The following is a 21,732-nucleotide window of genomic DNA, read 5'->3' on the forward strand; positions in this document are numbered from 1 at the left end:
CAGCCTGACAAAGCGAGGCGACCCGGAAGCGCGTCGACTGCTGCACAACGCCGCCATGTCGGCCAGCCGCACAGCCGCCTGGAAAGGCTTTTATGAAGAGCAAAGAGCCAAAGGGTTCAGCACTACGCAGGCACTGGTGATACTGGCCCGCAAACTTGCCCGGATCGTATTTGCACTGCTGAAAGGGCAGAGCGAATACCAACCAAAAGCAGGTTGAGGGCTTTCCCTCAACCATAGAATCTCCCACAGGGGACTATCCCCGATGGCTTGATCTTCATTTCAGATGGCGATAACTCGGGATCGCGGAACCGAGCACCACCGCCCCCGCCGCAATCGCCAGCCAGAACCCGCTGCGCGCGCCGAAGGCGTCCACCAGCCAGCCGGAGCCGGCGGCGCCGATCGCCACGCCGATGCTCAGGCCGGTCACCAGCCAGGTCAGGCCTTCGGTGAGTTTGGCCGGCGGCACGATCTGCTCCACCAGGGCCATGGCGACAATCAGCGTCGGCGCGAAAAACAGGCCGGCGATAAACACCGCCAGGGACAAGCCGAAAATGTTCACCGCCAGCAGCAACGGCAAGGTGGTCACCGCCGTCGCTACCCCGCCGTACAGGAACAGACGCGCCAGCGGCACTTTCGAGCGCAGTGCACCGAACGCCAATCCGGCCAGGCACGAGCCGATGGCGTACACCGACAGCACGATGCTCGCCGCCGCCGGTTGGCCCTGGTGCTGGGCGAAGGCGACGCTGACCACGTCCACCACGCCGACGATGGTGCCCATGGCCACCATCAACAGCATCAGCAACTGAATGTCGCGGGAACGGATGATCGAGCCCAGGTGATGGGCTTCATGGGGATGCACCGGCGGCTCCGTGCTCCGTTGCAGGACAAACGCGGTGACGCCGATGGCCAGCGCCAGCAAGGCCGCCAGCGGCCCGGCCTCGGGGAATGCCACCACGCACAACCCCACCGACAGTGGCGGCCCGACAATGAAGCAGACTTCATCCAGCACCGACTCCAGGGCGTAGGCGGTCTGCAACTCCGGCCGGCCGCGATACACCTCGGTCCAGCGCGCCCGCACCATCGCCGACATGCTCGGCATGCAACCGGCCAGCGCGGCGAAGAAAAACAGCGTCCAGTGCGGCGCCTGCAACCTCGTGCACAGCAACAACAGCAACAGTGCCCCACCGCCCAGCAATGCCGCCACCGGCAGAATCCGACCCTGACCATATCGATCCACCAGCCGCGAGACCTGCGGCGCACAAAAGGCCGTGGCCAGGGCGAACGTCGCCGCCACCGCGCCGGCCATTGCGTAGCCACCCTGCAACTGCGAGAGCATGGTGATCAGGCCGATGCCGGTCATGGAAATCGGCATGCGCGCGATCATTCCGGCCAGCACGAAAGCGCCGCTGCCGGGGGCGTTGAATAATTCGCGATAGGGGTTTGCCATGGGACGGGTCTCATCAGGGGACTGCACGTTGCCATAACGGCTGATTGTGGGGGAAGCGTGGAATTGTTGGTTGAATGTGAAGGCCCCTTCGCGRGCAAGCCCGCTCCCACAATTGCCGGCGTACACCGCTCAAATGTGCGGGCTTGCTCGCGAAGGGGCCCTCACAGACACCTCTCCTCGCCCGCCAAGTGAACTCTCGGCCACCCAAACCAGTCAGCTACTTAGGCCCCCTGGTTCCCGGAGTTTCGCGACAATATTTCAATCAGCTGGCGGAAGCTGAAGCCTGACGTGAACTGGACACCGGATCTGCTGCAGCACTGACCGAAAACCGCTCCCGATAAGCCTGTGGCGTCACGCCCATGGCCCGCAGGAAACTGCGGCGCAGGGTTTCTTCGCTGCCGAAGCCGCATTGCACTGCCACCCGCTTGATCGGCACGCCGGTATCGCTGAGCAAACGCCGCGCGGTTTCGACGCGGATCAGTTCGATGGCCCGGGCCGGGGTCTGGCCGGTGTCGGCGCGGTAGTGGCGCACGAAGCTGCGTTCGCTCATGCCGGCCTGCAAGGCCAGGGTCGGGATGCCAAGGTCGTGGGTCAGGTTTTCGCTGATCCAGGCATGAAGTTCGTCGAAACGGTTGCCTTCCTGTTGCAGGGACAGGGTCACGCTGAATTGCGACTGGCCACCCGGGCGCTTGAGAAACACCACCAGTTGCCGGGCGACTTCCAAGGCCATGGTGCGCCCCAGATCTTGTTCGACCATGGCCAACGCCAGGTCGATGCCAGCAGTCACCCCGGCTGAGGTCCAGACCGGGCCGTCGTTGATGAAGATCGGGTTGGGCTCGACGTGCAGTTGCGGGTGCTGCTGCGCCAGTTGCTCGCAACGGGTCCAGTGGGTGACCACCCGCCGGCCATCGAGCCAGCCACTGGCCGCCAGCAGGAACGCGCCGGTGCACACCGAGGAAACCCGTCGGCAGCCACGGGCATGTTCGCGTACCCAGGCGACCAACGGCGCATCTTCGGCCGCTGCGTAAACACCCCAGCCACCGGCGATGATCAGGGTGTCGGTGCCCTCATCCGGTAACGGTTCGGCCAACAGCGCCAACCCCGCCGACGACATCACCGCCCCGCCGCCACTGGCAATCACCGTCGGCGCGTAGGGTGGCGGCAGGCCTTGCTGGCGGGCAATGTCGTTGGCCGAAGCGAATACCTGCAACGGCCCGGTGACGTCGAGCAATTGCACATTGGCGAAAGCGAGCACATGGATGGTTTTCGACATTTGGCGTAATTCGTGGGGATATTGGCGTATACGCCAAAGCCTACGAGCCTACAGTCAAACCGTCCACCCACTTCACGAGAAAAACACCATGACGTTGCAGATCGGTTTTCTGTTGTTTCCACAGGTTCAGCAACTGGACCTGACTGGCCCTTACGACGTACTGGCCTCGCTACCGGACGTGAAAGTGCATATGATCTGGAAAGACCTGATGCCGGTCACCGCCAGCACCGGCCTGCTGTTGAAACCGACCACCACCTTCGACGATTGCCCGGCACTGGATGTGATCTGCGTGCCCGGCGGCAGTGGCGTCGGACCCTTGATGGAAGATGACCAGACCCTGGACTTTCTCAAGGCCCAGGCCGCCAACGCCCGGTACATCACTTCGGTGTGCACCGGCTCGCTGGTGCTGGGCGCGGCGGGATTGCTCAAGGGCAAACGCGCCACAACGCACTGGGCCTATCACGAATTGCTCAAGCCGCTGGGCGCAATCGCGGTGCAAGACCGGGTGGTTCGCGACGGCAATCTGCTGACCGGTGGCGGCATCACCGCCGGTATCGACTTCGCCCTGACCCTGGCGGCAGAGCTGTTCGACCAGGCCACCGCCGAGCTGGTGCAACTGCAACTGGAATACGCCCCGGCCCCGCCGTTTACCGCGGGCTGCCCCAAGACGGCCCCGGCCGGTGTGCTGGAAGAGGCTCGCCAGCGGGCTGCCGGCTCGTTGAAGCTGCGGGCGGAGATCACCGAGCGCGCGGCGGCGAAACTCGACCGACAGTGAAAAATGGCGGCGGGAACCCGGTTCCTGCCGCCACGACTTTTCATGCGCGCAAAAAAAAACCCGCCGAAGCGGGTTTTTCCAAGACCATGACGACTCCTTGTCGTAGCGTTCCTTGCAGATGGTCGATCATCCATGATCCTGAGCACATCCTGTGCTTCAGTGGGTGAGGCCAGAATACGCACCGGATCCAATTTGTAACAGGCGACATCGCTACCATCGCGTGTAAGACATTCGCTATATACCCCCTTCCGAAACCCTTAAACGCCTCAGGTTTCGAGCCGACTTGAGCCACTCTGTTGCTCGTGGGACTTGGCACTGTCGATCAAAAACTGCTCGATATTGTTCATTTGCTCTTCCCAACCACGACTGTCCATGCGGAAAGCCCTTTCGCGACGGGCCTGGGGAACGTGATCGAAACCGGACTCGGAGACCTTGAGCAACGTGCCGTTGTCCATATCTTCGAGCTCGAATTTCACCAGTGTGGTGGGTTCCTGGGAGTAATCGACTTCCGGGTTCACGGCATAAGGGTGCCAGCGGAACGAAAACAACCGCTCCGGCTCGACCCGCTCTACCAGTACATTCCAGCGCAAATGCTCATAACCGGGATAAGTAATCTGCCCCTGGGTCCACTCGCCTGCCACAAAACGCTTGCCTTCCAGAGCCACGCCAAACCACTGTCCGAACATTTCGGCATTGGCCAGCACACGCCAGACCTGCGAACGCTTGGCCTTGAGCAGGATTTTCCTTTCGATGCGATCAGATGCTGGGTTCATAAGTCACCTCCTGTACATGAACAGTAGGTCAGTAAGACCACAAGACCAACTCTAAAGTTGTACCAATCGGGATGTGCAATCAACCATACCTGAGATATTCGGTTGCATTTACGACAATAAGTTCTGGAGCAGGAGAATAGTCAGAGAATCGAAACTGCTAACGTTCCCCATCGAAATATTCCCCTGAAAGGAGTCAGCCATGAACAAACTGCGCGGCAGTTGCCTGTGCAAGGCCATCGAATACCAACTCGATAGCCTCGACATGCCCATCAGCCATTGCCATTGCCAAACCTGTCGCAAGGCTCACGCGGCGGCTTTTGCATCGACCGCCGGGGTGATGCGCGAGCATTTTCGCTGGACCAAAGGCCAGGATCGCCTGAGCCGCCATGAATCGTCGCCGGGCAAGTTTCGGTATTTCTGTTCGGCCTGCGGTTCACATCTGATGGCCGAACGACCGGCCCAGCCTCACGTTATTGTTCGTGTGGCGACACTGGATACCGATCCGCAGATGACGCCCCAGGCGCATATCTGGACATCCCATGACGTGCCATGGCTGGAATACGATTCGGTGGAAACACACGCGCAATGGCAAGCGTAGCGGGCTGAATGCCCCTCGGCGCTACACTGCATCTCTCATTCGGTCACAGCGAGCACTCCAGCATGAACCCACGCTTACTATTGGCGCTGACGTCCCTGATGTTTACCTCCATGGCGTTCGCCGTGGACTGCGACAATGCCAGCGACCAGGCGACGATGAACCAGTGCGCGGCGCAGCAGAATGCGGCCGCCGACAAGGAATTGAATGCGCTGTACCAGCAGATCACTTCGCGACTCAAGAGCAACCCGGACAGCAAGAAGCAGTTGGTGGGTGCGCAACGTGCGTGGGTTGCGTTTCGCGATGCCGAGTGCAAATTCTCGGCGTCCGGGGTGGAAGGCGGGAGTGTGTATCCGCTGATCTACAGCAACTGCACCACGGAGCTGACCAAGGCACGGGTTCAGACTTTCAAGCAGTACTTGAAGTGTCAGGAGGGGGATTTGAGTTGTCCGGTGCCGGGGGTTTGATTTTTGCTGTTCTTGTGCTGTTCTTGTGGTGTTTTTGAGGGCCTCTTCGTCGGAACGCCGCCCGGGGCAAGCCCGCTCCCACATGGGCCGGTGTGGATGCAAATATGCGTTCCAACTCGGTCACCTGTGGGAGCGGGCTTGCCCGCGATGGCGTCAGCTCAGACGCTGCGATTTACCGGACAAAAATCTGCGCCGTAGTAACCGCCATATCCCCGCCCGGCAACTTGATGCTGCCCGTCTGCTTCAGGCTGTCGGCATCAAAGATCGCCACATCGTTGAAGGTCCCCGCCAGGTAGATCTTGCTGCCGTCCTTGTTGAAGGAAATGCAGTAGTAGGAATGATCGAGCGTGGCGGACTGGAGCATTTTCTTCTGTTTGATGTCGTACTTGGCCAGGCGGTTGAGCACGCCAAACATCAGGTTCGGGTTCTTGGGCGAGCGCATGCCGCTGAAGTAGATTTCGGTCAGAGGGCCGAAGTCGGTGGTTTCGGTCTTGCCGGTCTTCAGGTCGATACTGAACAGGCCGTACAGGTATTCGGCGGTGGCCGGGTCCTGTTTCTTGTCCTTGAACTTCGCCGCGGTGTAGAGCAGCGAGAAGTCATGCCGGTAGGTCTGCTGGTTCCACACGTAGAGCACGTCCGGCGCGCTGTAGTTCGGGCGCTTCCAGTGGCGGCTGGGGATCAGCACGTCGAACTTGCCGGTTTGCACATTGACCTTGTAGACGTCCGCCCCGGCCACGTACAGCGTGCCGTCGTCACCGCTCTGCATGATGGTCAGCTGCCGCGGTGCAGGGAAACTGCGCACCGGCTTGGCGTCCATGCCAGCGTTGGTGGCATACACGTCGAGTCGTGGCTGCTGCACTTCGTAACGGTCGTTCATCATCAGCGTCGGGTTGGCGACCGTGTACAGCTCCTTGCCGTCATGGCTGAGGGTGAAAGCAAACATCGAGCGCGCTTTCTCCCCTGGCTTCTGGGTGATGCTGGCGTGGAACACCTGTTTGCAACTGTCCAGTTCAACGCCATAGACATCCGCATAGTGATTGTTCAGCACGTAGGCGGTCTTGCGGTCCGGCGACAGCTGCACGGTGCCGGGGCCGAAGGCGTCGGGCATCTTGCAGGTCTTGAACAGGGTGTCGGTGGCCAGGTCGATCACGTGCAGGTTGTTCGGGTAATTGGTGGTCAACATGTATTCGTGACCGTCTTGCAACGCGGTGTTTTCATCGGCCAGAACACTGACAGAACAGCTGCTCAGGACGGCGAACGCGGCCAGGCCGCAGGCTTTGATGTTACGCATGCTGGAATCCTTCTTCTGTGATCACTTGTCTTTGGGGAAGACAGTGCCGAGGTTGCGCCAGTTGTCGTTGGACGCCTGGGCATCCTTGTTCCAGTCCGGGTAGGTGCTCATCATGTCGGGCACCTGGGCCGGCCACCAGCAGGGGTCGGAGCAACCGTAGAGGTCGGCCTCCATCGGCTGGCACAGCGACGACACACCGCCAAACGCATCGATTTCCCAGCCCGGGTCGGTGGTCGAGGCACAGCCCGCCACGGAGCTCATGGCCACCACTTCTTCAATGCGGTTTTCATCCGCGGCCTGATCCAGCTTCAACGCTTTGTTATTGATTGCCTTGAGATGTTTCATATCAGTGAGCCTTGCGCGGAGTGATGTAACTGCTGATGAACGCAGGGTTATTGGCCATGATCCGGGTGTAGACCTCGATGCCGAAGTCGACCCAGTCACGCATCAGTTCGCAGTAGTGATAGGTCGGGTGGGTCGGGTCGCCGTAGCGGGCGTAGCTCTCGTGGTAGCAGCCGCCGGAACACAGGTTGCGGATCTGGCAGTCCTCGCAGCCGGTGTTGGTGCGGTCCAGGCGCTGGGACAGGAAGTCGTTCAACTCCACCTGTTTCACACCGCTGTGGACGTTGCCGAAGGTCGGCAGGCTCGAACCGGTAAAGCGATGGCACAGGTTCAGTTCACCCTTGTGATCCACCGCCAGCATCTTCAGGCCCGCGCCGCATGGCAGGGCTTTCTTGTGGCCTTCGTGGATGTCGGTGATGAGCTGGTGCAGGTTGGAGAAGCCGATGTTGCGGTGCTCCAGCGCCGCTTCCAGGTAACGACGACCCAGCGCCTTCATGCTGGCGAACACCTGCACCAGTTCATCGCTGGTGAGGTTGAAGCTGCTGATGTCGCCGGAGGTCACCGGGGCAAAGCCGACTTCGGCAAAACCCAGTTCGTTGAACAGGTGATCCCAGATGGTTTCGACGTCGGTCACGCCGGTGGTCAGGGTAACCCGCGCGCCGACCGGACGGCTGTTGTAGCGCGACAGCAGCATCTCGGCCTTGCGCCGCACCACGTCATACGTGCCCTGCCCGCCCACGGTGATGCGGTTGCGGTCGTGCACGGTCTTCGGCCCGTCGATGCTTACCGACAAACCGAAGCGGTGTGCATTCAAATAGTCGACGGTTTCTTCGGTGAGCAACGTGGCGTTGGTGGTCATGACGAATTCGACGAACTTTCCCGCCTCGCGAAAACGCTTCTCACAGTAGTCGACCATGTACTCGATCAGCTTGCGATTGCTCAGCGGTTCGCCGCCGAAGAACACCACGGTGAAACGCTCTTCGTCCGGGGATTCGCGCAGCAGCATTTCCACCGAGGCAATCGCCGTTTCGACGTCCATCTTCTTGCCCGCCGACGGCTTGTCGAGGTCTTCCTTGTAGCAATACGTGCAGCTCAGGTTGCAGCCGGTGTTGACGTTGAGCACCACGGTATTGATTGCCGTGCGCTCGACGCGCTTGGTGGCGATGTCCGGGGTCAGCGGCGAACCGTCGCTGACCAGTTCCAGGGCCATCAGCTCGCGCAGGGTCTCGGTGACTTCCTCGCCGTTGAAACGCGCGGCCAGGCGCTGGATCAGGTCGTCCGAGGAACAACCGGGCCCGCGCAAGGTATCGATGATGGTGCCCGTCAGTTCATCGCTGGCGAACAGCGAACTGCTGGGGATGTGAAACAGCATGCGGTCTGCATCGACCTGCACTTCGTGCAGGTTGCGTTCGACCAGATTCAAGATAGCGCCCATTGCCAACCTCCTGTGCAGGCCCCGCTTGGCGGGGCTTGCGGTCATTCCGAAAAGTGTCTGTAGCCTTGAAGCTGTGTTAAGCCAAGGACAGCCAACTCATGGAATGGGTGGATTGTTCCAGCGTTGCACGGTCACGATCATGTGGCCTTCGCCGCTCAGGGATTTCCCTGCGTCGTCGACGGCGGCGATCACCTTGAGGTTGCCGGCATTGTTGGTGGACATCTTGCGTGCCGGGTTCGGCCCGGCATCGCCCGGGGTGAACACGCCCGCGTCGGCCTGCATGGTGCCGGCAAACTTGACGTCTTCGTCTTCCTTGGCGCGGTCGTCGAAGGCTTCGACTTTCCACTGCGCCGGGAACACACCGATGCGATACGGCTTGCCGTCAGCACCCTTGCCCCAGGCTTCCGCATCGAAACGGCCCTGGACTTTCGGCGTCGAACCACCGCCCTCGCCGATCCGTGCCACCGAGAATTCCGGCACCACCTTGACCGAGGCGATCTTGCTGTACACCGACAGACTTGGGCCCTTCAGCGCGCCAACGCTGACCGCGCGCACGCCCGGTTGGGCATTGGCCGCCGCCTTGAGCTTGACCTTGATCCGCTCAGGGCTCTGCTCGACCACTTCGAGCACTTCCACGCCTTTGCCGAAGTCCGGCTTGCCGCTCAGGCCACTGCCGATCAGGGTCACTTCGATTTCGCTGCCAGCCTTCAGATAGCCCGGCTGCACCGCCAGCAAACGGTTGGAGCCCTGCTTGGCGGCGACGAAGTCCAGGCCGCGCTCGTCATGCTCGGCCTCGAACATCCGGCCCTGCATCGCATTGCCCTGGGCGGCGAACACCTGGCGCATGGTCACGCCATCGATGGTCACGTTGCCGCGCCATTCGTAGCCGGTGTAGAGAATCGCACTGCCGTCGCCATTGAACGGGCTGCCGTCGGCGTACTGGCCTTTGACGCTGACCTTGAAGGTGTCGCTGCCATCGGCACTCACAGTCATGACACCGGCCAGTTCACCCTTGCCCGGCAAGTGGCCGCTGAAGCTCCAGTCGCCTACCAGGGCACCGGCTTTGGGCGCCGCGCTCTGCCATTTTTTCCAGGCCGGGTTGTCCAGCGGATAACGCTTGGCCAGCAGCGGCACCATGTCCTTGCGGGCGATGTCGAACCAGTCGCGGTCCCGGGCCAGCGCCTGGTATTCCAGGGACGGCCACTGACCGAGGTGGAAGTTCACCAGGCGCTCCCACTCCTGCGCCGGACGCCGTTGCAGGGCGACCCGCGCACCGGAGTGGCAGCGGCCGCACATCTGGCTGGTCTGGTCGTCGAACTGCTCGACGGTATTGAGCCGCCGCTCCAGCGCATAGCGCACGCCGTCGGTTTCGCTCGGCGCCAGGCCCTGGGTGTCGGCCAGGTACTTGACCAGCGTACGACGGTCGTCATCGCTGATCTGCAAACCGTGCATGGTCTGCATGCGGGCGATGCTCATCAACCAGCCTTCCGGCGTTTTGCGCTGGTGGCTGATGCGGCTGAGGGCGTTATCGGCTTCGGGGGTGTGACAGCCCTGACAGGTTTCCTTGAGGATGGTCTGGGCGTCGCGGGCTGCCAGGCTATGAGGCGAATGCAGCGCTACGCAAGCGGCTACGGCCAGCAGGCTGGCGCTCATACCTGATCGGAGTTTTCTCTTCATCAACGTCGAACCTCGCACGGTGCGTTCTTATTGTTGTGGCTTATCGTTTTTATGGTTTCTACCGCCGGCGGTGAACCGCTGACGGAGGCAAGAGAAACGTCTGAGAGGTGCAATACACGGAGCGTGCCAGCTTGTTAAAACCTATTTGAATCAATGATTTGCCGGAAAAGGCAGGGGTTTTGGCAGTACAGCCATCGCGGGAACACGTTTTATTTCGCGACAACAGTTTCACTCTGAGACGAGCATAGGTGAGCCACGTCGATGGGCGATGACCAATGATCGTTTTGCTTTCTGTAGGAGCTGGCTTGCCAGCGATGGACTCTCAGGTAACGCGCTCACTCTGTAAGAACGCGTTATCGTTAACGACCATCGCTGCGATGCGGCGACCCGACAAGCCAGCTCCTACAGGGCGCGACGAGTGTGTCAGCGGCGTCTCAGTTTGCGACAGTCCTGCGCTCGTTCATGAGTTCATTTGGCCGCCGAAACCTGCTAACACGGGGCTTTGGGCAAATTGGCACAGCCGTTGCGAATGACCTCGCCACACGAACAAGACGAGGTTTCATCATGTCGCTCCCAAACCTGCTTCCCGCCACTTCGGCATTCATCCAGCGCGCCCCGCGCATGCTCATCGGCGGTGACTGGGTCGAGGCCGCCGACGGCCAGACCATGCCCCTGCACAACCCGGCCACCGGCGAAGTGCTGTGCGTGGTGCCACGGGCAACGCCGGAGGATGTCGACCGCGCGGTACTCGCCGCCCGCCAGGCGTTCGACGACTCAACCTGGACCCGCACCCGTCCCCGGGAGCGGCAGAATCTGTTATGGAAACTCGCCGACCTGATGCAGCGCGACGCCGAGTTGCTGGCGCAGCTGGAATGCCTGAACAACGGTAAAAGCGCGGCGGTGGCCCAGGTGATGGACGTGCAACTGGCCATCGACTTCCTGCGCTACATGGCCGGTTGGGCGACCAAGATCGAAGGTTCTACGGTTGACGTGTCGGCACCGCTGATGCCCAACGACCAGTTCCACAGTTTCATTCGACGCGAAGCGGTGGGCGTGGTCGGCGCCATCGTTGCCTGGAACTTCCCGCTGTTGCTGGCCTGCTGGAAACTCGGTCCGGCCCTGGCCACCGGTTGTACCGTGGTGCTCAAGCCCGCCGACGAAACCCCGCTGACCGCACTGAAACTTGCAGAACTGGTGCTGGAGGCAGGTTATTCCGAAGGCGTGTTCAACGTGGTCACCGGCACCGGCATCACCGCAGGCTCGGCCCTGACCCACAACCCGCTGGTGGACAAGCTGACCTTCACCGGCTCCACCGCGGTGGGCAAGCAGATCGGCAAGATCGCCATGGATTCCATGACCCGGGTCACCCTGGAGCTGGGCGGCAAATCACCGACCATTGTCATGGCCGACGCCGACCTGAAAACCGCCGCGGCTGGGGCTGCCAGCGCGATTTTCTTCAACCAGGGCCAGGTCTGCTGCGCAGGTTCCAGGCTGTATGTGCAGCGCAAGCACTTCGACAATGTAGTGGCGGACATCAGCGACATCGCCAACGCCATGAAACTCGGCAACGGCCTGGACCCGAGCGTCGACATGGGGCCATTGATCTCGGCGCGCCAGCAGGAGCGCGTCTACGGGTACATCGAAAAGGGCCGGGAAAGCGGCGCGACCATCGCCTGCGGCGGTGAACAGTTCGGGCCGGGCTTTTTCGTCAAGCCGACAGTGATTGTCGACGTCGATCAGAAGCACTCACTGGTGCAGGAAGAAATCTTCGGCCCAGTGCTGGTGGCCATCCCGTTCGATGACGAGGCCGATGCCCTGCGCATGGCCAATGACAGTCCGTATGGATTGGGCGCGAGTATCTGGTCCAACGACCTGGCGGCGGTGCACCGGATGATTCCACGGATCAAGTCAGGGTCAGTGTGGGTCAACTGCCACAGCGCCCTGGACCCGGCGCTGCCGTTCGGCGGCTACAAGATGTCCGGGGTCGGGCGTGAGATGGGGTATGCGGCGATCGAGCATTACACCGAGTTGAAGTCGGTGTTGATCAAGCTGTAATTCGTAGCGATCTTCGGGCCGCCTTCGCGGGCGAGCCCGCTCCCACAGGAGTTGTGCGTTGAACACAAATTCCCTGCAGAAGCGGGCTGCCGCGAAAGCGCCAGTCCAGCCACTATGCCGCTGTTTCGCGGCCCTGCGTTTGACCCACCCGACTTTTTGCGCCGGCCCGTAGCGCGTGACGAAGCTTCAGGGCCGGCCGTTCGACGCAGTAGTACGAAACGCCGCTAAGCAGCAACGACAAGGCCAGCACTGTTGCAACAATGGCCCCATCGTAGGCAACCGACCCGATAGCGTGCAGGAAGTACATCACCACATAGTGATTCAGGAACACGCCGTAGCTGATATTGCCGAGGAACTCGTCAATCCGGTGATACTTGAGCTTTGTCAGCAGGTACACGGCGGGCACGCCCAGCGCTATGCCGGCGGTCACTTCGGCATTGAACGGTCGGCGCTCTATCCATCCCGCCATGATGGCCGCAAACATCAGGGCCGCCGCCACGGCGGTGCCGGCAGCGATCGCCAGATCCTTCGGCTGCGCTTTGTACAGGTAGCTGCCGCACAGGAACATGAACAGTACGCCCGGCAATAGACGGTAGCCGTACAGATCGGTGTTGATGAAACCCAGGCACGCGACCATGAAGACGACGACGGATAGAGCAAACGCAACACCCCGCGCCCTGTAGATGATCAGAAAAGGGATCACCAGGTAGAAGCACATCTCAAGCCCCAAAGACCAGGCCGGCGGCAAGATCCACGATCCCGCCGCTCCGAACATGTAGAAACCGAGTGGCACAATAGCCAGGCTTGCGGCGATGTTGCGCAGCGTCAGCTCGGCGGCTTGAGGTGTGCCGGGCAGCAGGAAATAGATCACCGCACAGGAAACTGCGAAGTAGAACAGGAATTGAGGGTAGAGCCGCAGGGCGCGGTCCAGGTAGAACAGGCCGACTTTCTCCGGCGCCTTGTAGTTGCGCTCGATCAGCGAGGTCATCACGAAACCGCTGATGATCAGGAAGGAAATCACGGCAATCACGCCGGGGTTTAGCCCCATGAACGTCTTGCCCATATGAGAAACGGCCACCAGAACGGCCAGTAGCAGACGATAGGCTCCCACTTACACCCCAAAAATCCTTGTCGTTATGGCGCGTAAATTACGATGCTTTGCGCTGGGAGAACAGGCTTTTCGCCGGGTCCGGACGTTCTTCACTCAGGGTTTGAAACCCTGACCCAGCAACCAGCTGCGAACCATCCGCCCCTGCTCCACCGTCAAACCGGCCAACACCTGATCCGCAGGCTCGCCCTGCTTTAACCTCTGCACCAACGCCGCCACCTCAACCCCGTGCACATGCCAGATGCCCAACGGCTGGTCCGCCGTGATCACCACCTCGGCCTCATCGACAAAACCGTCACGTAGCACCGGCGCCCGTTCGATTTTCAGTGCCGCAAAATCCGCCTCGGCATGGGCCATCTCGGCGTCCGGCCAGTTCCGTCGTGCCTGCCAGAACGGCTGATCCAGCCAGCGTTGCTCATCGGCATAAAAATCCCGGCCGATCCGCGCAAACCGCAAAAACAACTGCTCCACCCGCTGCTGGTGGAAACGTTGGGCCAGAGCCGCCCGCTCGGGTTTACACAGCAGCGTGTTGATCACTGCCGGCGCCTGCAACGCCGAAGACAAGGACTGAAAGATCCCGTTGCCCGACAACGGATCGACAGCCATTGCCGCATCGCCGACCCGAATCCAGTTATCGCCACACACCTGCGGGCTCAGGATCGCCGTGCTGCTGCGGGCGTGCAGTTGTAGATCACCTTCTGCTTCGCCAGCAAAAAATGCGGCGGCCAGCTTCGAACCCTGGCGCCGCTGCCGGCAGTAATCGAGCAACATCGCCTTGCCCGGCAACCCGGCGCTGGCCACGTCCACCGTCCATTGCCAGTAACACTGGCCGTCGGCACGCCGTGCCATCCACGCCCAGCCGTCCTCGAGGCTTTCCACGGCGCTGGCGGTGCTGCCCGGCAAACCCTGCCAGCGATTGAGCAAGCTGACCGTCTCGGGCCCACGCAAGCCCTTGCCGATAGCGGGGGCTTGACGTCCTCGAGCTTCCACGAGAAATGGCGCGAACAGCGGTTCGCATCCGTCGATTTCGATTCGATGACCGTTGGCCGATGACTGAGCCGTCAGCACCCGGCCCTCGATCAGCTCGACCCCCGCCAGACGCAAATCCTCACGCAGGCCTCGGTCAAACACCGGACGGTCGAGCAAGTATTCGATGTTCTGCGCATGGTGCTGGCCATTCCAGTTCACCTGGCGTTGAGAAGGCAGCGCTGCCTCCGCCAACGCCTGATGCAGGCCCGCGCCGCGCAAAGCCTCGAGAACCCGCACGGACACGCCTTCGAGCGCGGCAAACCGACGCCATTCGCTGATCAGCGTGACGCCATGGCCCAGCCGCCGTAGCCCCAGCGCAACGGCGGCGCCGGCCGGTCCGGCGCCAAGAATGACGATGTCGTTCATGGTCCGAAGCGCCGTTCAGGGCCACGGTAGCGGGCATGGTCGCGCAACCACTCGATGACTTGCGCATTGCTGGCGTCAGGCTGTTCGGCGAGGAACCCGGCGATGTGCCCGCTCAAGGCGGCACAACCGAGGCTCGCCCCGGATTGCCCCGGGTAGGTGCCATGCACACACGCAGCGAAATCTGCCTGGGCGCTGTTGAGCCACGACCATTCCTGCTCGGCGCACCGCGCATCGCCGGTCACCCGCAACACCTGCGGATAGTTCGCCGGAAACACCCCTTCCCCCTGGGCCGGGCTCGATGCACACAGCAGTACGCCCCGCGCCACCGCCGCCGCACAGGCGGCGCGCAACAGGCTGCGATCCTGGCGCAGGCCAAGGCTCAGATTGATCAGTCGCACGTCCTGCGTCAGCAGCCAGTCAATCGCCATGGCGATCTGCAAGGCGCTGGTGACACCGCGCTGGTCGAACACCTGCGCCACGCAAAACAGTGCCGAGGGTGCACGCCGGCCGATCGCCTCGATCACCGCACTGCCATGCCCCAGCGGGTCGTCGCGCAAGTCGCCCTCGGCCAGGCCGTCTTCTAGCAATGAAAAGCGCCGACCGGCGATCACTTGCACCCGTTGTGCCGCCGAGTGGCCGCTGTCCACCACACCAATGCGTAACTCAGGTTTCATGCAGCACCGTTTTCGAGGTCAGCACGCCGTCGAGCAACTCGAAACGCAGATCGGCATCGGCCAGGGTTGAAGGGCGATGGCTGATCAGGATGCGCGTACGCCCGGCAAACAAGCGGTCGATGGCGTCGATGACTTCGCGTTCGGTGGCTTCATCCACTGCGGAAGTGGCTTCATCGAGCACCAGGATCAAAGGGTCCTGCAACAGCGCCCGGGCAATCGCGATGCGTTGCTTCTGCCCTCCGGACAACTGCTGGCCACGCTCGCCCAACGGGCTGTCGAGGCCTTCGGGCAAGGACTCGATCAGGCTGTCGAGTTGCGCCAGTCGCGCCACTTCGGCAATCGCTTCGCGGCTGGCGTCCGGCACCGCATAGGCCAGGTTGTCGGCAAGGCTGCCGCGAAACAGCACGATGTCCTGGCTGACGATGGCAATGCGCCGACGCAACTGGAACAGATCCAGTTCGCGCAGATCGACGTCGCCCAGCAGTACCCGGCCCGATTGCGGATCGTGATGACGTTGCAGCAGGTCGATCAGGGTGGATTTACCCACGCCCGAGCCGCCGCTGAGGGCCACTTTCATACCGTAGGGGATCCGCGCCTCGATGCCGCGCAGGGTCGATTGGCGGCCGGGATGGGCGAAGTGCACGCTGTCGAACCAGAGATCGCCGCCAGTGGGCATCGCCCGTGGCGTGGCGGGTGTCAACACGGTCGGTTGTTCGCCGCGCAACTCCATCACCCGGCCGAGGCTGACGGTCATCCGCTGGATGGCGACGTAAAGCCCGAGCAAGCTCTGCACCGGCCCCACGGCCATGCCCAGATAAGTGGAAAACGCAATCAGCGCACCGAGTTGCCAGGTGCCCTGCACCACCCAGTAACCGCCGATCAAAAATGCGCAGGCCCGTGACAGCGAGGTCAGGGTGCCGGGCACGGCCTGGGTGAAAAACTCGGTGACTTGCAGGCGCAGCAACTGGCTCATGTAGCCCTGCCCCAGCGTCTCGAGGCGCCGCGCTTCGCGCTGTTGCTGACCGGCGGACTGGATGAACTTCATCACCGGCAGCGTCTCGACCATGAACGACGACATGTCCGCCGAACGCTCGCGCAACTGCCGCACATCGCGCTCGACCTTGCGCCGCATCCAGCGCAGCCAGAGGACATCGAGGGGAATCAGCACCACCGCCAGCAGCGAGAGTTTCCACGACAGCGTCAACAGCATCGCGATGGCAACCACCAGACCGATCACACTCGACACCGCCGAAAACAGCGAGTCCACGGCAAACCGCTGGATTTCCGCGACGTCGCCATCGAGGCGCGACATCAGGTCGCCGATGCGCCGCTGGCCGTAAAAGCTCGGCGACAGGGTTTGCAAATGCCGGTACAGGTCGTCGCGCAGGGCAAACAGCATGCGCCCGGACAGTCGCGTGTGCAGGTAGCGGTTGATGCCGGAAAGCGCCGTGCCCAGCAACCCGGCGACGATCATCAGCCCGGCAATCAACACCAGCATCGGGAAGTTGCGCGCCAACAGGCCATCGTCGATCAGCAGTTTGGTCAGCCACGGCTGCACCAGTACCAGTGCCGAGGCGCAGACCGACAAACCCAGCAGCCCGGCAATCGCCAGGCGATGGGGTCGCACGAAGCTGTACAGCCAGCGCAGTGACGCTTGCAGGGCCTCGGGGTTCTGGCTGTCGATCAGCCGAACGATCAAGCGCTGCATCACGAACGCAACTGTTTGAGCTTGCGATACAGGGTCGCGCGGCTGATGCCCAGGGCGTCGGCGGCGGCCGAGACGTTGCCTTGGTGCGTGTCCAGGGACTGACGGATCAGCTCCAGTTCGTTTTCCCGGATGCTGCCGGCCTGGGGCCGTTCGCTGGCGGTCAACTCGTCGAGCATGCTGTCGGGCAAGTGATCGAGGGTCAGCACGGTATCACCCGGTTCGCGCATGGCCAGCGCGGTGCGCAGGACCATCTCCAGTTGGCGGATGTTGCCCGGCCAGTGATAGCCGCTGAGCAAGCGATCGAGATCATCGTGCAGGACCACGGCGGGTGCGCCCAGTGTCGTCAGCATGCGAGTGACGAGCGCGCTGAAATCCTCGCGTTCGCGCAGGGCCGGGAGCATCACGCTGATGCCGTTGACCCGGTAGAACAGGTCCTCGCGAAAGTGTTTTTCTTCCACCAGACGCTTGAGGTCGCGGTGGGTGGCGCAGATCAGCGCGACGTCGATGTCCTGCTCTTCGCCTGCGCCCAGGGGTGCGACCTTGCGATCCTGCAACACCCGCAACAGCCGGGCCTGCAAGGCCAATGGCATGTCGCCGATTTCATCGAGGAACAAGGTGCCGCCATGGGCCTGCTGCAAGCGCCCGACCATGCCGCCCCGGCGTGAACCGGTGAACGCGCCTTCGCGGTAGCCGAACAGTTCGGACTCGATCAGGCCTTCGGGAATGGCCGCGCAGTTCACCGCCACGAAGGGTTTATCGCAGCGGCTTCCGGCCATGTGCAGGGCGCGAGCGATGACCTCTTTACCGGTGCCGGTTTCGCCCAACAACAAGACCGGCAGTTCATTGGCCAGGCCTTGACGTGCCATGCGCAAGGCACGGGCGTAGCGCGTGTTGCTGCCGGCCAGCGCTTCCAGATCCGGTTGCGCCTTGGGCGTTTTCGCCGCAGTCCGCGGTGGGCTGCTGACGTTGATCGAGCGTTGCGGCGCGCGCAGGGTTTTGTAGAAGAACTCGCCCTTGGCGGTTTGCAGGCTGCCGGCCCCACCCTGATGCAGACGCGCCAACAACTGCAGGCCGTCGACTCCGAGAAACTCCTCGCAGCGCCGACCGACCAGGGCCGAGCGCTCGGCGTGGAGCAACTGGCAGGCCTGGGCGCTGACCGCCAGGATCTGCCCGCCAAGACTCACGGCCAGCAGGCCTTGCCACGGGGATTCCAGGTATTGCCTGCGGCTATGAAAGGCCAGGACGATTTCGTCCGGATAACTGGCGTTGAACACCCGGCTTTCGATCTGGCTGACCGCCATGGCCAGCAGCGCAGTGCTGTCGTGGGCGCGGCCGAGGGGGCCTTCGCGGGTCAGGTCGAGGACGCCAAGAATGTCGCCCTGGGGGCAATGGATCGGCACCGAAGTGCAGGAAAAATCACTGAGGCGATCCAGATAATGTTCGCCGCAATCGATCAGGGTCGGCCGGGCTTCCACCAGTGCCGTGCCGAGGGCGTTGGTGCCGCGAACCGCTTCGCTCCAGCAGGCGCCGAGGGTGATGTCTTGCAGGCCACTGCCCTTGAGACGGTCGGCGCGGCCTTCGACGGCGAGGATGGTGGCGTCGGAGTTGGCCAGGATGATCAGCCCTTCCTTGCCCTGACGCTCGGCCAGGTAATCGATGGCTGGCAGCGCGGCGTCGATCAGCAAGCGGTTGCTCGCCAGCAACACGTCGAGGCTGGCACTCGACTCTAGCGCCAGCTCGTGCTTGGCATTGAAATGCACGCCATGACTCAGGCTGCGTCGCCACGAGGCATCGATTTCCGCACGCAGGACGCCATCCGGCACTTCGCCTTCCAGGTGCAGCTTTTCCCGGGCCAGCCGGGCTTCGCGATGCAGTTTGGGGGAGTTTGTTTTTATTAGCGTCATCAAGCGCTCCGGGTCGTCCGCCCTGCGCCTTCATACGTCGGCGCCCTGGCGCAATCTTTACGTTAACGTAAGGGCTATGGCAAGTGCCGTAGGGCGCTTATGGAACGGGTTATCGTTCATCGCGAGCAGGCTCGCTCCCACAGTGGTCGGTGTTGAACACAAATTTGCAGTTCAACGGGTTCAAATGTGGGAGCGAGCCTGCTCGCGAAGCGGTCTGCGAGACAAATCAAAAATCAGAGCTGCCACACCTCAGGGCTTACAAAAAACGCCCGCGCATTATCCTCCAGACTCTCCAGGTGATACCCGCCCTCCTGCACGATCAGGCACGGCAACCCGAGGCTGCGAATCCGCTCACCGAGCACGGCAAACCCTTCCCGAGTCACCGCCACTTTGCTTTGCGGGTCCAGTTCGAAAATATCGAAGCCCAGGGACAGCACCAGCACCTCGGCACCAAAGTCCGTCACAGCTTTCAGCGCCATATCCAGTTGCTCGAGGAAGTCGGCCTCACTGGCGCCATGGGCCATCGGCAGGTTGAGGTTGAAACCCTCGCCCGCCCCGACACCACGCTCTTCGGCAAAGCCTGCGACACCCGGATAGAAGTTGGTCGGATCGCCGTGCACCGAAACGTAGAGCACGTCATCGCGATCGTAGAAGATCTCCTGAATACCCTGGCCGTGGTGCATGTCGGTATCCAGCACCGCTACCCGCGAAAAACCGGCACGCAATACCTGCGCCGCCACCGCCGCGTTGTTCACATAACAGAAACCACCCGCCGCTTCGGCCCTGGCGTGGTGGCCCGGTGGACGGCACAGGGCATACGCTGCCGGCTCGCCATCGAGCAACGCCCGGGCACCGGCGATGGCGCTTTGCGCCGACCAGTAAGCAGAACGCCAGGTCTGCTCGCCCACCGGGCAACTGCCATCGGCCAGATAGCGCGCTGCCTGCGCGAGAATCCCGCGCAGGGCATTGGGCTCGCGGACGAAGATATTCGACATCACCTCGTCGCCCCAATCCTCGGGAATCTCTTTCCAGCGCTGATGGGCTTCCTGCAAAAACGTGAGGTACGGTGCGCCATGCACCGCCAGCAGCGGATCGAGCCCGGAATCGGCCGGTTGCTCGACATTGAAACCCAGCGCATGAGACGCCTGCACCAGACGCTGCGCACGCTCCGGCACTTCCTGCGGCGTACGCATCTGGCCTCGGGAGTAGTAACTGCGTGGATGGTGGAGCAATTGTTCGGGGTGGAAAAAACTGCGCATGGAATGAATACCTGTCAGTTAACGAAAATCTTGAAACCGGACACATCCCTCTGTGGGAGCGAGCCTGCTCGCGATGAGATCGGCACATTCAACATTGATGGCGACTGATCCACCGCTATCGCGAGCAGGCTCGCTCCTACAGGGATTGTGTTTAGTCGGCCTTCCCGGCGCGGGCCAACACCGCGTTGAGCAACACATCGGTGCCCTGGCGCATGTCTTCAGGCAACACATCTTCGGCTTCGTTGTGGCTCAGGCAACCCACGCACGGGATGAACACCATGGCCGTCGGGCAGTATCGCGCCAGGTGGATCGCGTCATGTCCGGCGCCACTGACGATCGTTTGCTGAGCGTAGCCCAGCGCATCCACGGCCTGCTGCACCGCCGCCACACAGTCCGCATCGAACGGCGTCGCCGGGCTGATCCAGTGCGGGGTGATCGCCATTTTCAAACCGCGAGCGTCGGCTATCGCCTGCAGCCGCGCACGGACCTGTTGCTCCATCGCCTCGATGGTGTCATCACGGTGATGACGCAGGTCGACGGTGAAGTTCACCAGGCCCGGAATGGTGTTGCGCGACGACTTGTTGATACTCAATTCACCCACCGTGGTCAGGCCTTCAGGGGTGAAGTCCGCCGCCAGGCCTTCGATGGCCTGGATCATCTGCGCCACGCCGTACAAGGCATCCTTGCGCAGCGGCATAGGCGTGGTGCCGGCGTGGGCCGCCATGCCTTCGACCCGCACGTCGAGCCAGCGAATCGCCTGGCCGCCGCTGACGACGCCGATGCTCTTGGCGTTATCTTCAAGGATCGGCCCTTGTTCGATGTGGGCTTCAAAGTACGCATCCACCGCGCCACCCAGCGGGCGCTCGCCGGCATAACCGGTACGTTGCAGCGCCTCGGCGACGCTGATGCCATCGATGTCGCGCACCGCCAGTGCGGTGTCCAGCGCCATGATGCCGGTGAACACCGCCGAACCGAACATCGCCGGGGTGAAGCGTGCGCCTTCTTCGTTGGTCCACACCGCCACTTCCAGCGGCTTGCGGGTCTGGATGCCCAGATCATTGAGGCAGCGCACCACTTCCAGGCCGGCGAGCACGCCGTACACGCCATCAAACCGCCCGCCTTCAGGCTGGGTGTCGAGGTGGCTGCCCATCATCACCGGTGCCGCATCAGGATCGGTGCCGGCGCGGCGGGCGAACAGGTTGCCGATGGCATCCACGCTTAGGGTCATGCCGGCTTCGCGGCACCAGTGGGCAAAGAGTTCGCGACCGGCCTTGTCCTCGTCGCTCAGGGCCAGGCGGCAGCTGCCGCCACGGGCGGTGGCACCGATTTCGGCCATCGCCATCAGACTCGCCCAGAGGCGTTCGCCATTGATCTTCAACATGTGTTTCTCCATGAAAATTCAGGGTCAGGCCTTGGCCAGTTCCAGACGTTCAGCACTGGCATGGCGACGGGCAAGGGACAGCACACACAGCAGCGAAGTCGCGACGATCAGGCTGTAGAACACCGCCCCGCCCCACTCGCCACCCACGGCGAACGTGCCGAAAGCGGCCATGG

At 62.3% G+C, this 21,732-nt stretch carries 18 protein-coding genes and 1 pseudogene; 5 read left to right on the forward strand and 14 right to left on the reverse strand.

Annotated features, from left to right (window positions below; genetic code table 11):
• Positions 1 to 217: pseudogene (locus AC1DVE_RS18635) on the forward strand (IS110 family transposase); the annotation flags it as partial.
• A 57-nt stretch (positions 218 to 274) separates the two neighbouring features.
• On the opposite strand, the gene AC1DVE_RS18640 reads toward AC1DVE_RS18635, so the two are convergent.
• On the reverse strand, positions 275 to 1,447 hold the full coding sequence (locus AC1DVE_RS18640; protein WP_223456488.1) for an MFS transporter: 1,173 nt from the start codon (positions 1,445 to 1,447) through the stop codon (positions 275 to 277).
• Positions 1,448 to 1,709: 262 nt separating this feature from the next.
• Positions 1,710 to 2,720: a GlxA family transcriptional regulator gene (locus AC1DVE_RS18645; protein WP_223456486.1), complete on the reverse strand. Its 1,011-nt coding sequence runs from the start codon at positions 2,718 to 2,720 to the stop codon at positions 1,710 to 1,712.
• Between the two features lie 88 nt (positions 2,721 to 2,808).
• Here AC1DVE_RS18645 and inhA point away from each other — a divergent pair, with 88 nt between their 5' ends.
• The gene (inhA, locus tag AC1DVE_RS18650; RefSeq protein ID WP_223456484.1) at positions 2,809 to 3,495 is read left to right on the forward strand and encodes an isonitrile hydratase; all 687 of its coding nucleotides are present in this window, start codon (positions 2,809 to 2,811) and stop codon (positions 3,493 to 3,495) included.
• A 266-nt stretch (positions 3,496 to 3,761) separates the two neighbouring features.
• On the opposite strand, the gene AC1DVE_RS18655 is transcribed toward inhA, so the two are convergent.
• Positions 3,762 to 4,268, reverse strand: a complete 507-nt coding sequence (locus tag AC1DVE_RS18655) for an SRPBCC family protein (RefSeq protein WP_223456482.1) — start codon at positions 4,266 to 4,268, stop codon at positions 3,762 to 3,764.
• Between the two features lie 199 nt (positions 4,269 to 4,467).
• On the opposite strand from AC1DVE_RS18655, the gene AC1DVE_RS18660 reads away from it, so the two are divergent.
• Together AC1DVE_RS18660 and AC1DVE_RS18665 are read left to right on the forward strand one after the other, a co-directional pair.
• Positions 4,468 to 4,866: a GFA family protein gene (locus AC1DVE_RS18660; protein WP_223456480.1), complete on the forward strand. Its 399-nt coding sequence runs from the start codon at positions 4,468 to 4,470 to the stop codon at positions 4,864 to 4,866.
• A gap of 62 nt (positions 4,867 to 4,928) precedes the next feature.
• The gene (locus tag AC1DVE_RS18665) at positions 4,929 to 5,330 is read left to right on the forward strand and encodes a lysozyme inhibitor LprI family protein (protein ID WP_223456478.1); all 402 of its coding nucleotides are present in this window, start codon (positions 4,929 to 4,931) and stop codon (positions 5,328 to 5,330) included.
• A gap of 172 nt (positions 5,331 to 5,502) precedes the next feature.
• Here the strand turns inward: AC1DVE_RS18665 and peaD are convergent, their stop codons facing one another.
• From peaD to peaA, 4 genes are all read right to left on the reverse strand, one after another.
• The gene (gene peaD / locus AC1DVE_RS18670) at positions 5,503 to 6,621 is read right to left on the reverse strand and encodes a quinohemoprotein amine dehydrogenase subunit beta (RefSeq protein ID WP_477784116.1); all 1,119 of its coding nucleotides are present in this window, start codon (positions 6,619 to 6,621) and stop codon (positions 5,503 to 5,505) included.
• Positions 6,622 to 6,642: 21 nt separating this feature from the next.
• Positions 6,643 to 6,966: a quinohemoprotein amine dehydrogenase subunit gamma gene (gene qhpC, locus AC1DVE_RS18675; RefSeq protein WP_008016081.1), complete on the reverse strand. Its 324-nt coding sequence runs from the start codon at positions 6,964 to 6,966 to the stop codon at positions 6,643 to 6,645.
• Position 6,967: 1 nt separating this feature from the next.
• Positions 6,968 to 8,398, reverse strand: a complete 1,431-nt coding sequence (gene peaB, locus AC1DVE_RS18680; RefSeq protein WP_223456474.1) for a quinohemoprotein amine dehydrogenase maturation protein — start codon at positions 8,396 to 8,398, stop codon at positions 6,968 to 6,970.
• Between the two features lie 96 nt (positions 8,399 to 8,494).
• Complete coding sequence (peaA, locus tag AC1DVE_RS18685) at positions 8,495 to 10,075, reverse strand: quinohemoprotein amine dehydrogenase subunit alpha (protein WP_223456472.1); 1,581 nt, start codon at positions 10,073 to 10,075, stop codon at positions 8,495 to 8,497.
• A gap of 564 nt (positions 10,076 to 10,639) precedes the next feature.
• Between peaA and AC1DVE_RS18690 the strand changes: the two genes are divergently transcribed.
• Positions 10,640 to 12,130, forward strand: a complete 1,491-nt coding sequence (locus AC1DVE_RS18690) for an aldehyde dehydrogenase family protein (protein ID WP_223456470.1) — start codon at positions 10,640 to 10,642, stop codon at positions 12,128 to 12,130.
• A gap of 112 nt (positions 12,131 to 12,242) precedes the next feature.
• Here the strand turns inward: AC1DVE_RS18690 and AC1DVE_RS18695 are convergent, their stop codons facing one another.
• The 7 genes from AC1DVE_RS18695 to AC1DVE_RS18725 form a co-directional block, all read right to left on the reverse strand.
• A complete protein-coding gene (locus tag AC1DVE_RS18695) occupies positions 12,243 to 13,241 on the reverse strand; it encodes an acyltransferase family protein (RefSeq protein WP_223456468.1) in 999 nt (332 codons plus the stop codon).
• 93 nt (positions 13,242 to 13,334) lie between these two features.
• Positions 13,335 to 14,633, reverse strand: coding sequence for a flavin-dependent monooxygenase QhpG (gene qhpG, locus AC1DVE_RS18700; protein WP_223456467.1), 1,299 nt, complete (start codon positions 14,631 to 14,633; stop codon positions 13,335 to 13,337).
• Positions 14,630 to 15,307, reverse strand: a complete 678-nt coding sequence (qhpE, locus tag AC1DVE_RS18705; RefSeq protein ID WP_223456465.1) for a subtilisin-like serine protease QhpE — start codon at positions 15,305 to 15,307, stop codon at positions 14,630 to 14,632. Before qhpE ends, qhpG begins: the two co-directional genes overlap by 4 nt.
• Positions 15,297 to 17,015: an ABC transporter ATP-binding protein gene (locus tag AC1DVE_RS18710; RefSeq protein ID WP_223456462.1), complete on the reverse strand. Its 1,719-nt coding sequence runs from the start codon at positions 17,013 to 17,015 to the stop codon at positions 15,297 to 15,299. Before AC1DVE_RS18710 ends, qhpE begins: the two co-directional genes overlap by 11 nt.
• On the reverse strand, positions 17,015 to 18,919 hold the full coding sequence (locus tag AC1DVE_RS18715; RefSeq protein WP_223533834.1) for a sigma-54-dependent Fis family transcriptional regulator: 1,905 nt from the start codon (positions 18,917 to 18,919) through the stop codon (positions 17,015 to 17,017). Before AC1DVE_RS18715 ends, AC1DVE_RS18710 begins: the two co-directional genes overlap by 1 nt.
• A 233-nt stretch (positions 18,920 to 19,152) precedes the next feature.
• Positions 19,153 to 20,178, reverse strand: a complete 1,026-nt coding sequence (locus AC1DVE_RS18720; RefSeq protein WP_223456458.1) for a histone deacetylase family protein — start codon at positions 20,176 to 20,178, stop codon at positions 19,153 to 19,155.
• A 151-nt stretch (positions 20,179 to 20,329) separates the two neighbouring features.
• Positions 20,330 to 21,559 carry a Zn-dependent hydrolase gene (locus tag AC1DVE_RS18725; protein WP_223456456.1) on the reverse strand — a complete coding sequence of 410 codons (1,230 nt, stop codon included), beginning with the start codon at positions 21,557 to 21,559 and terminating at the stop codon, positions 20,330 to 20,332.
• Positions 21,560 to 21,732: the final 173 nt, after the last annotated feature.

It is taken from the genome of Pseudomonas sp. P4_B4 (assembly GCF_056402255.1).

Excerpts from the sequence above, each read along its gene's own strand:
- AC1DVE_RS18640 (WP_223456488.1), bottom strand. The coding sequence starts at position 1,447 with ATGGCAAACCCCTATCGCGAATTATTCAACGCCCCCGGCAGCGGCGCT.
- AC1DVE_RS18645 (WP_223456486.1), bottom strand. The coding sequence starts at position 2,720 with ATGTCGAAAACCATCCATGTGCTCGCTTTCGCCAATGTGCAATTGCTC.
- inhA (WP_223456484.1), top strand. The coding sequence starts at position 2,809 with ATGACGTTGCAGATCGGTTTTCTGTTGTTTCCACAGGTTCAGCAACTG.
- AC1DVE_RS18655 (WP_223456482.1), bottom strand. The coding sequence starts at position 4,268 with ATGAACCCAGCATCTGATCGCATCGAAAGGAAAATCCTGCTCAAGGCC.
- AC1DVE_RS18660 (WP_223456480.1), top strand. The coding sequence starts at position 4,468 with ATGAACAAACTGCGCGGCAGTTGCCTGTGCAAGGCCATCGAATACCAA.
- AC1DVE_RS18665 (WP_223456478.1), top strand. The coding sequence starts at position 4,929 with ATGAACCCACGCTTACTATTGGCGCTGACGTCCCTGATGTTTACCTCC.
- peaD (WP_477784116.1), bottom strand. The coding sequence starts at position 6,621 with ATGCGTAACATCAAAGCCTGCGGCCTGGCCGCGTTCGCCGTCCTGAGC.
- qhpC (WP_008016081.1), bottom strand. The coding sequence starts at position 6,966 with ATGAAACATCTCAAGGCAATCAATAACAAAGCGTTGAAGCTGGATCAG.
- peaB (WP_223456474.1), bottom strand. The coding sequence starts at position 8,398 with ATGGGCGCTATCTTGAATCTGGTCGAACGCAACCTGCACGAAGTGCAG.
- peaA (WP_223456472.1), bottom strand. The coding sequence starts at position 10,075 with ATGAAGAGAAAACTCCGATCAGGTATGAGCGCCAGCCTGCTGGCCGTA.
- AC1DVE_RS18690 (WP_223456470.1), top strand. The coding sequence starts at position 10,640 with ATGTCGCTCCCAAACCTGCTTCCCGCCACTTCGGCATTCATCCAGCGC.
- qhpG (WP_223456467.1), bottom strand. The coding sequence starts at position 14,633 with ATGAACGACATCGTCATTCTTGGCGCCGGACCGGCCGGCGCCGCCGTT.
- qhpE (WP_223456465.1), bottom strand. The coding sequence starts at position 15,307 with ATGAAACCTGAGTTACGCATTGGTGTGGTGGACAGCGGCCACTCGGCG.
- AC1DVE_RS18710 (WP_223456462.1), bottom strand. The coding sequence starts at position 17,015 with ATGCAGCGCTTGATCGTTCGGCTGATCGACAGCCAGAACCCCGAGGCC.
- AC1DVE_RS18715 (WP_223533834.1), bottom strand. The coding sequence starts at position 18,919 with ATGACGCTAATAAAAACAAACTCCCCCAAACTGCATCGCGAAGCCCGG.
- AC1DVE_RS18720 (WP_223456458.1), bottom strand. The coding sequence starts at position 20,178 with ATGCGCAGTTTTTTCCACCCCGAACAATTGCTCCACCATCCACGCAGT.
- AC1DVE_RS18725 (WP_223456456.1), bottom strand. The coding sequence starts at position 21,559 with ATGTTGAAGATCAATGGCGAACGCCTCTGGGCGAGTCTGATGGCGATG.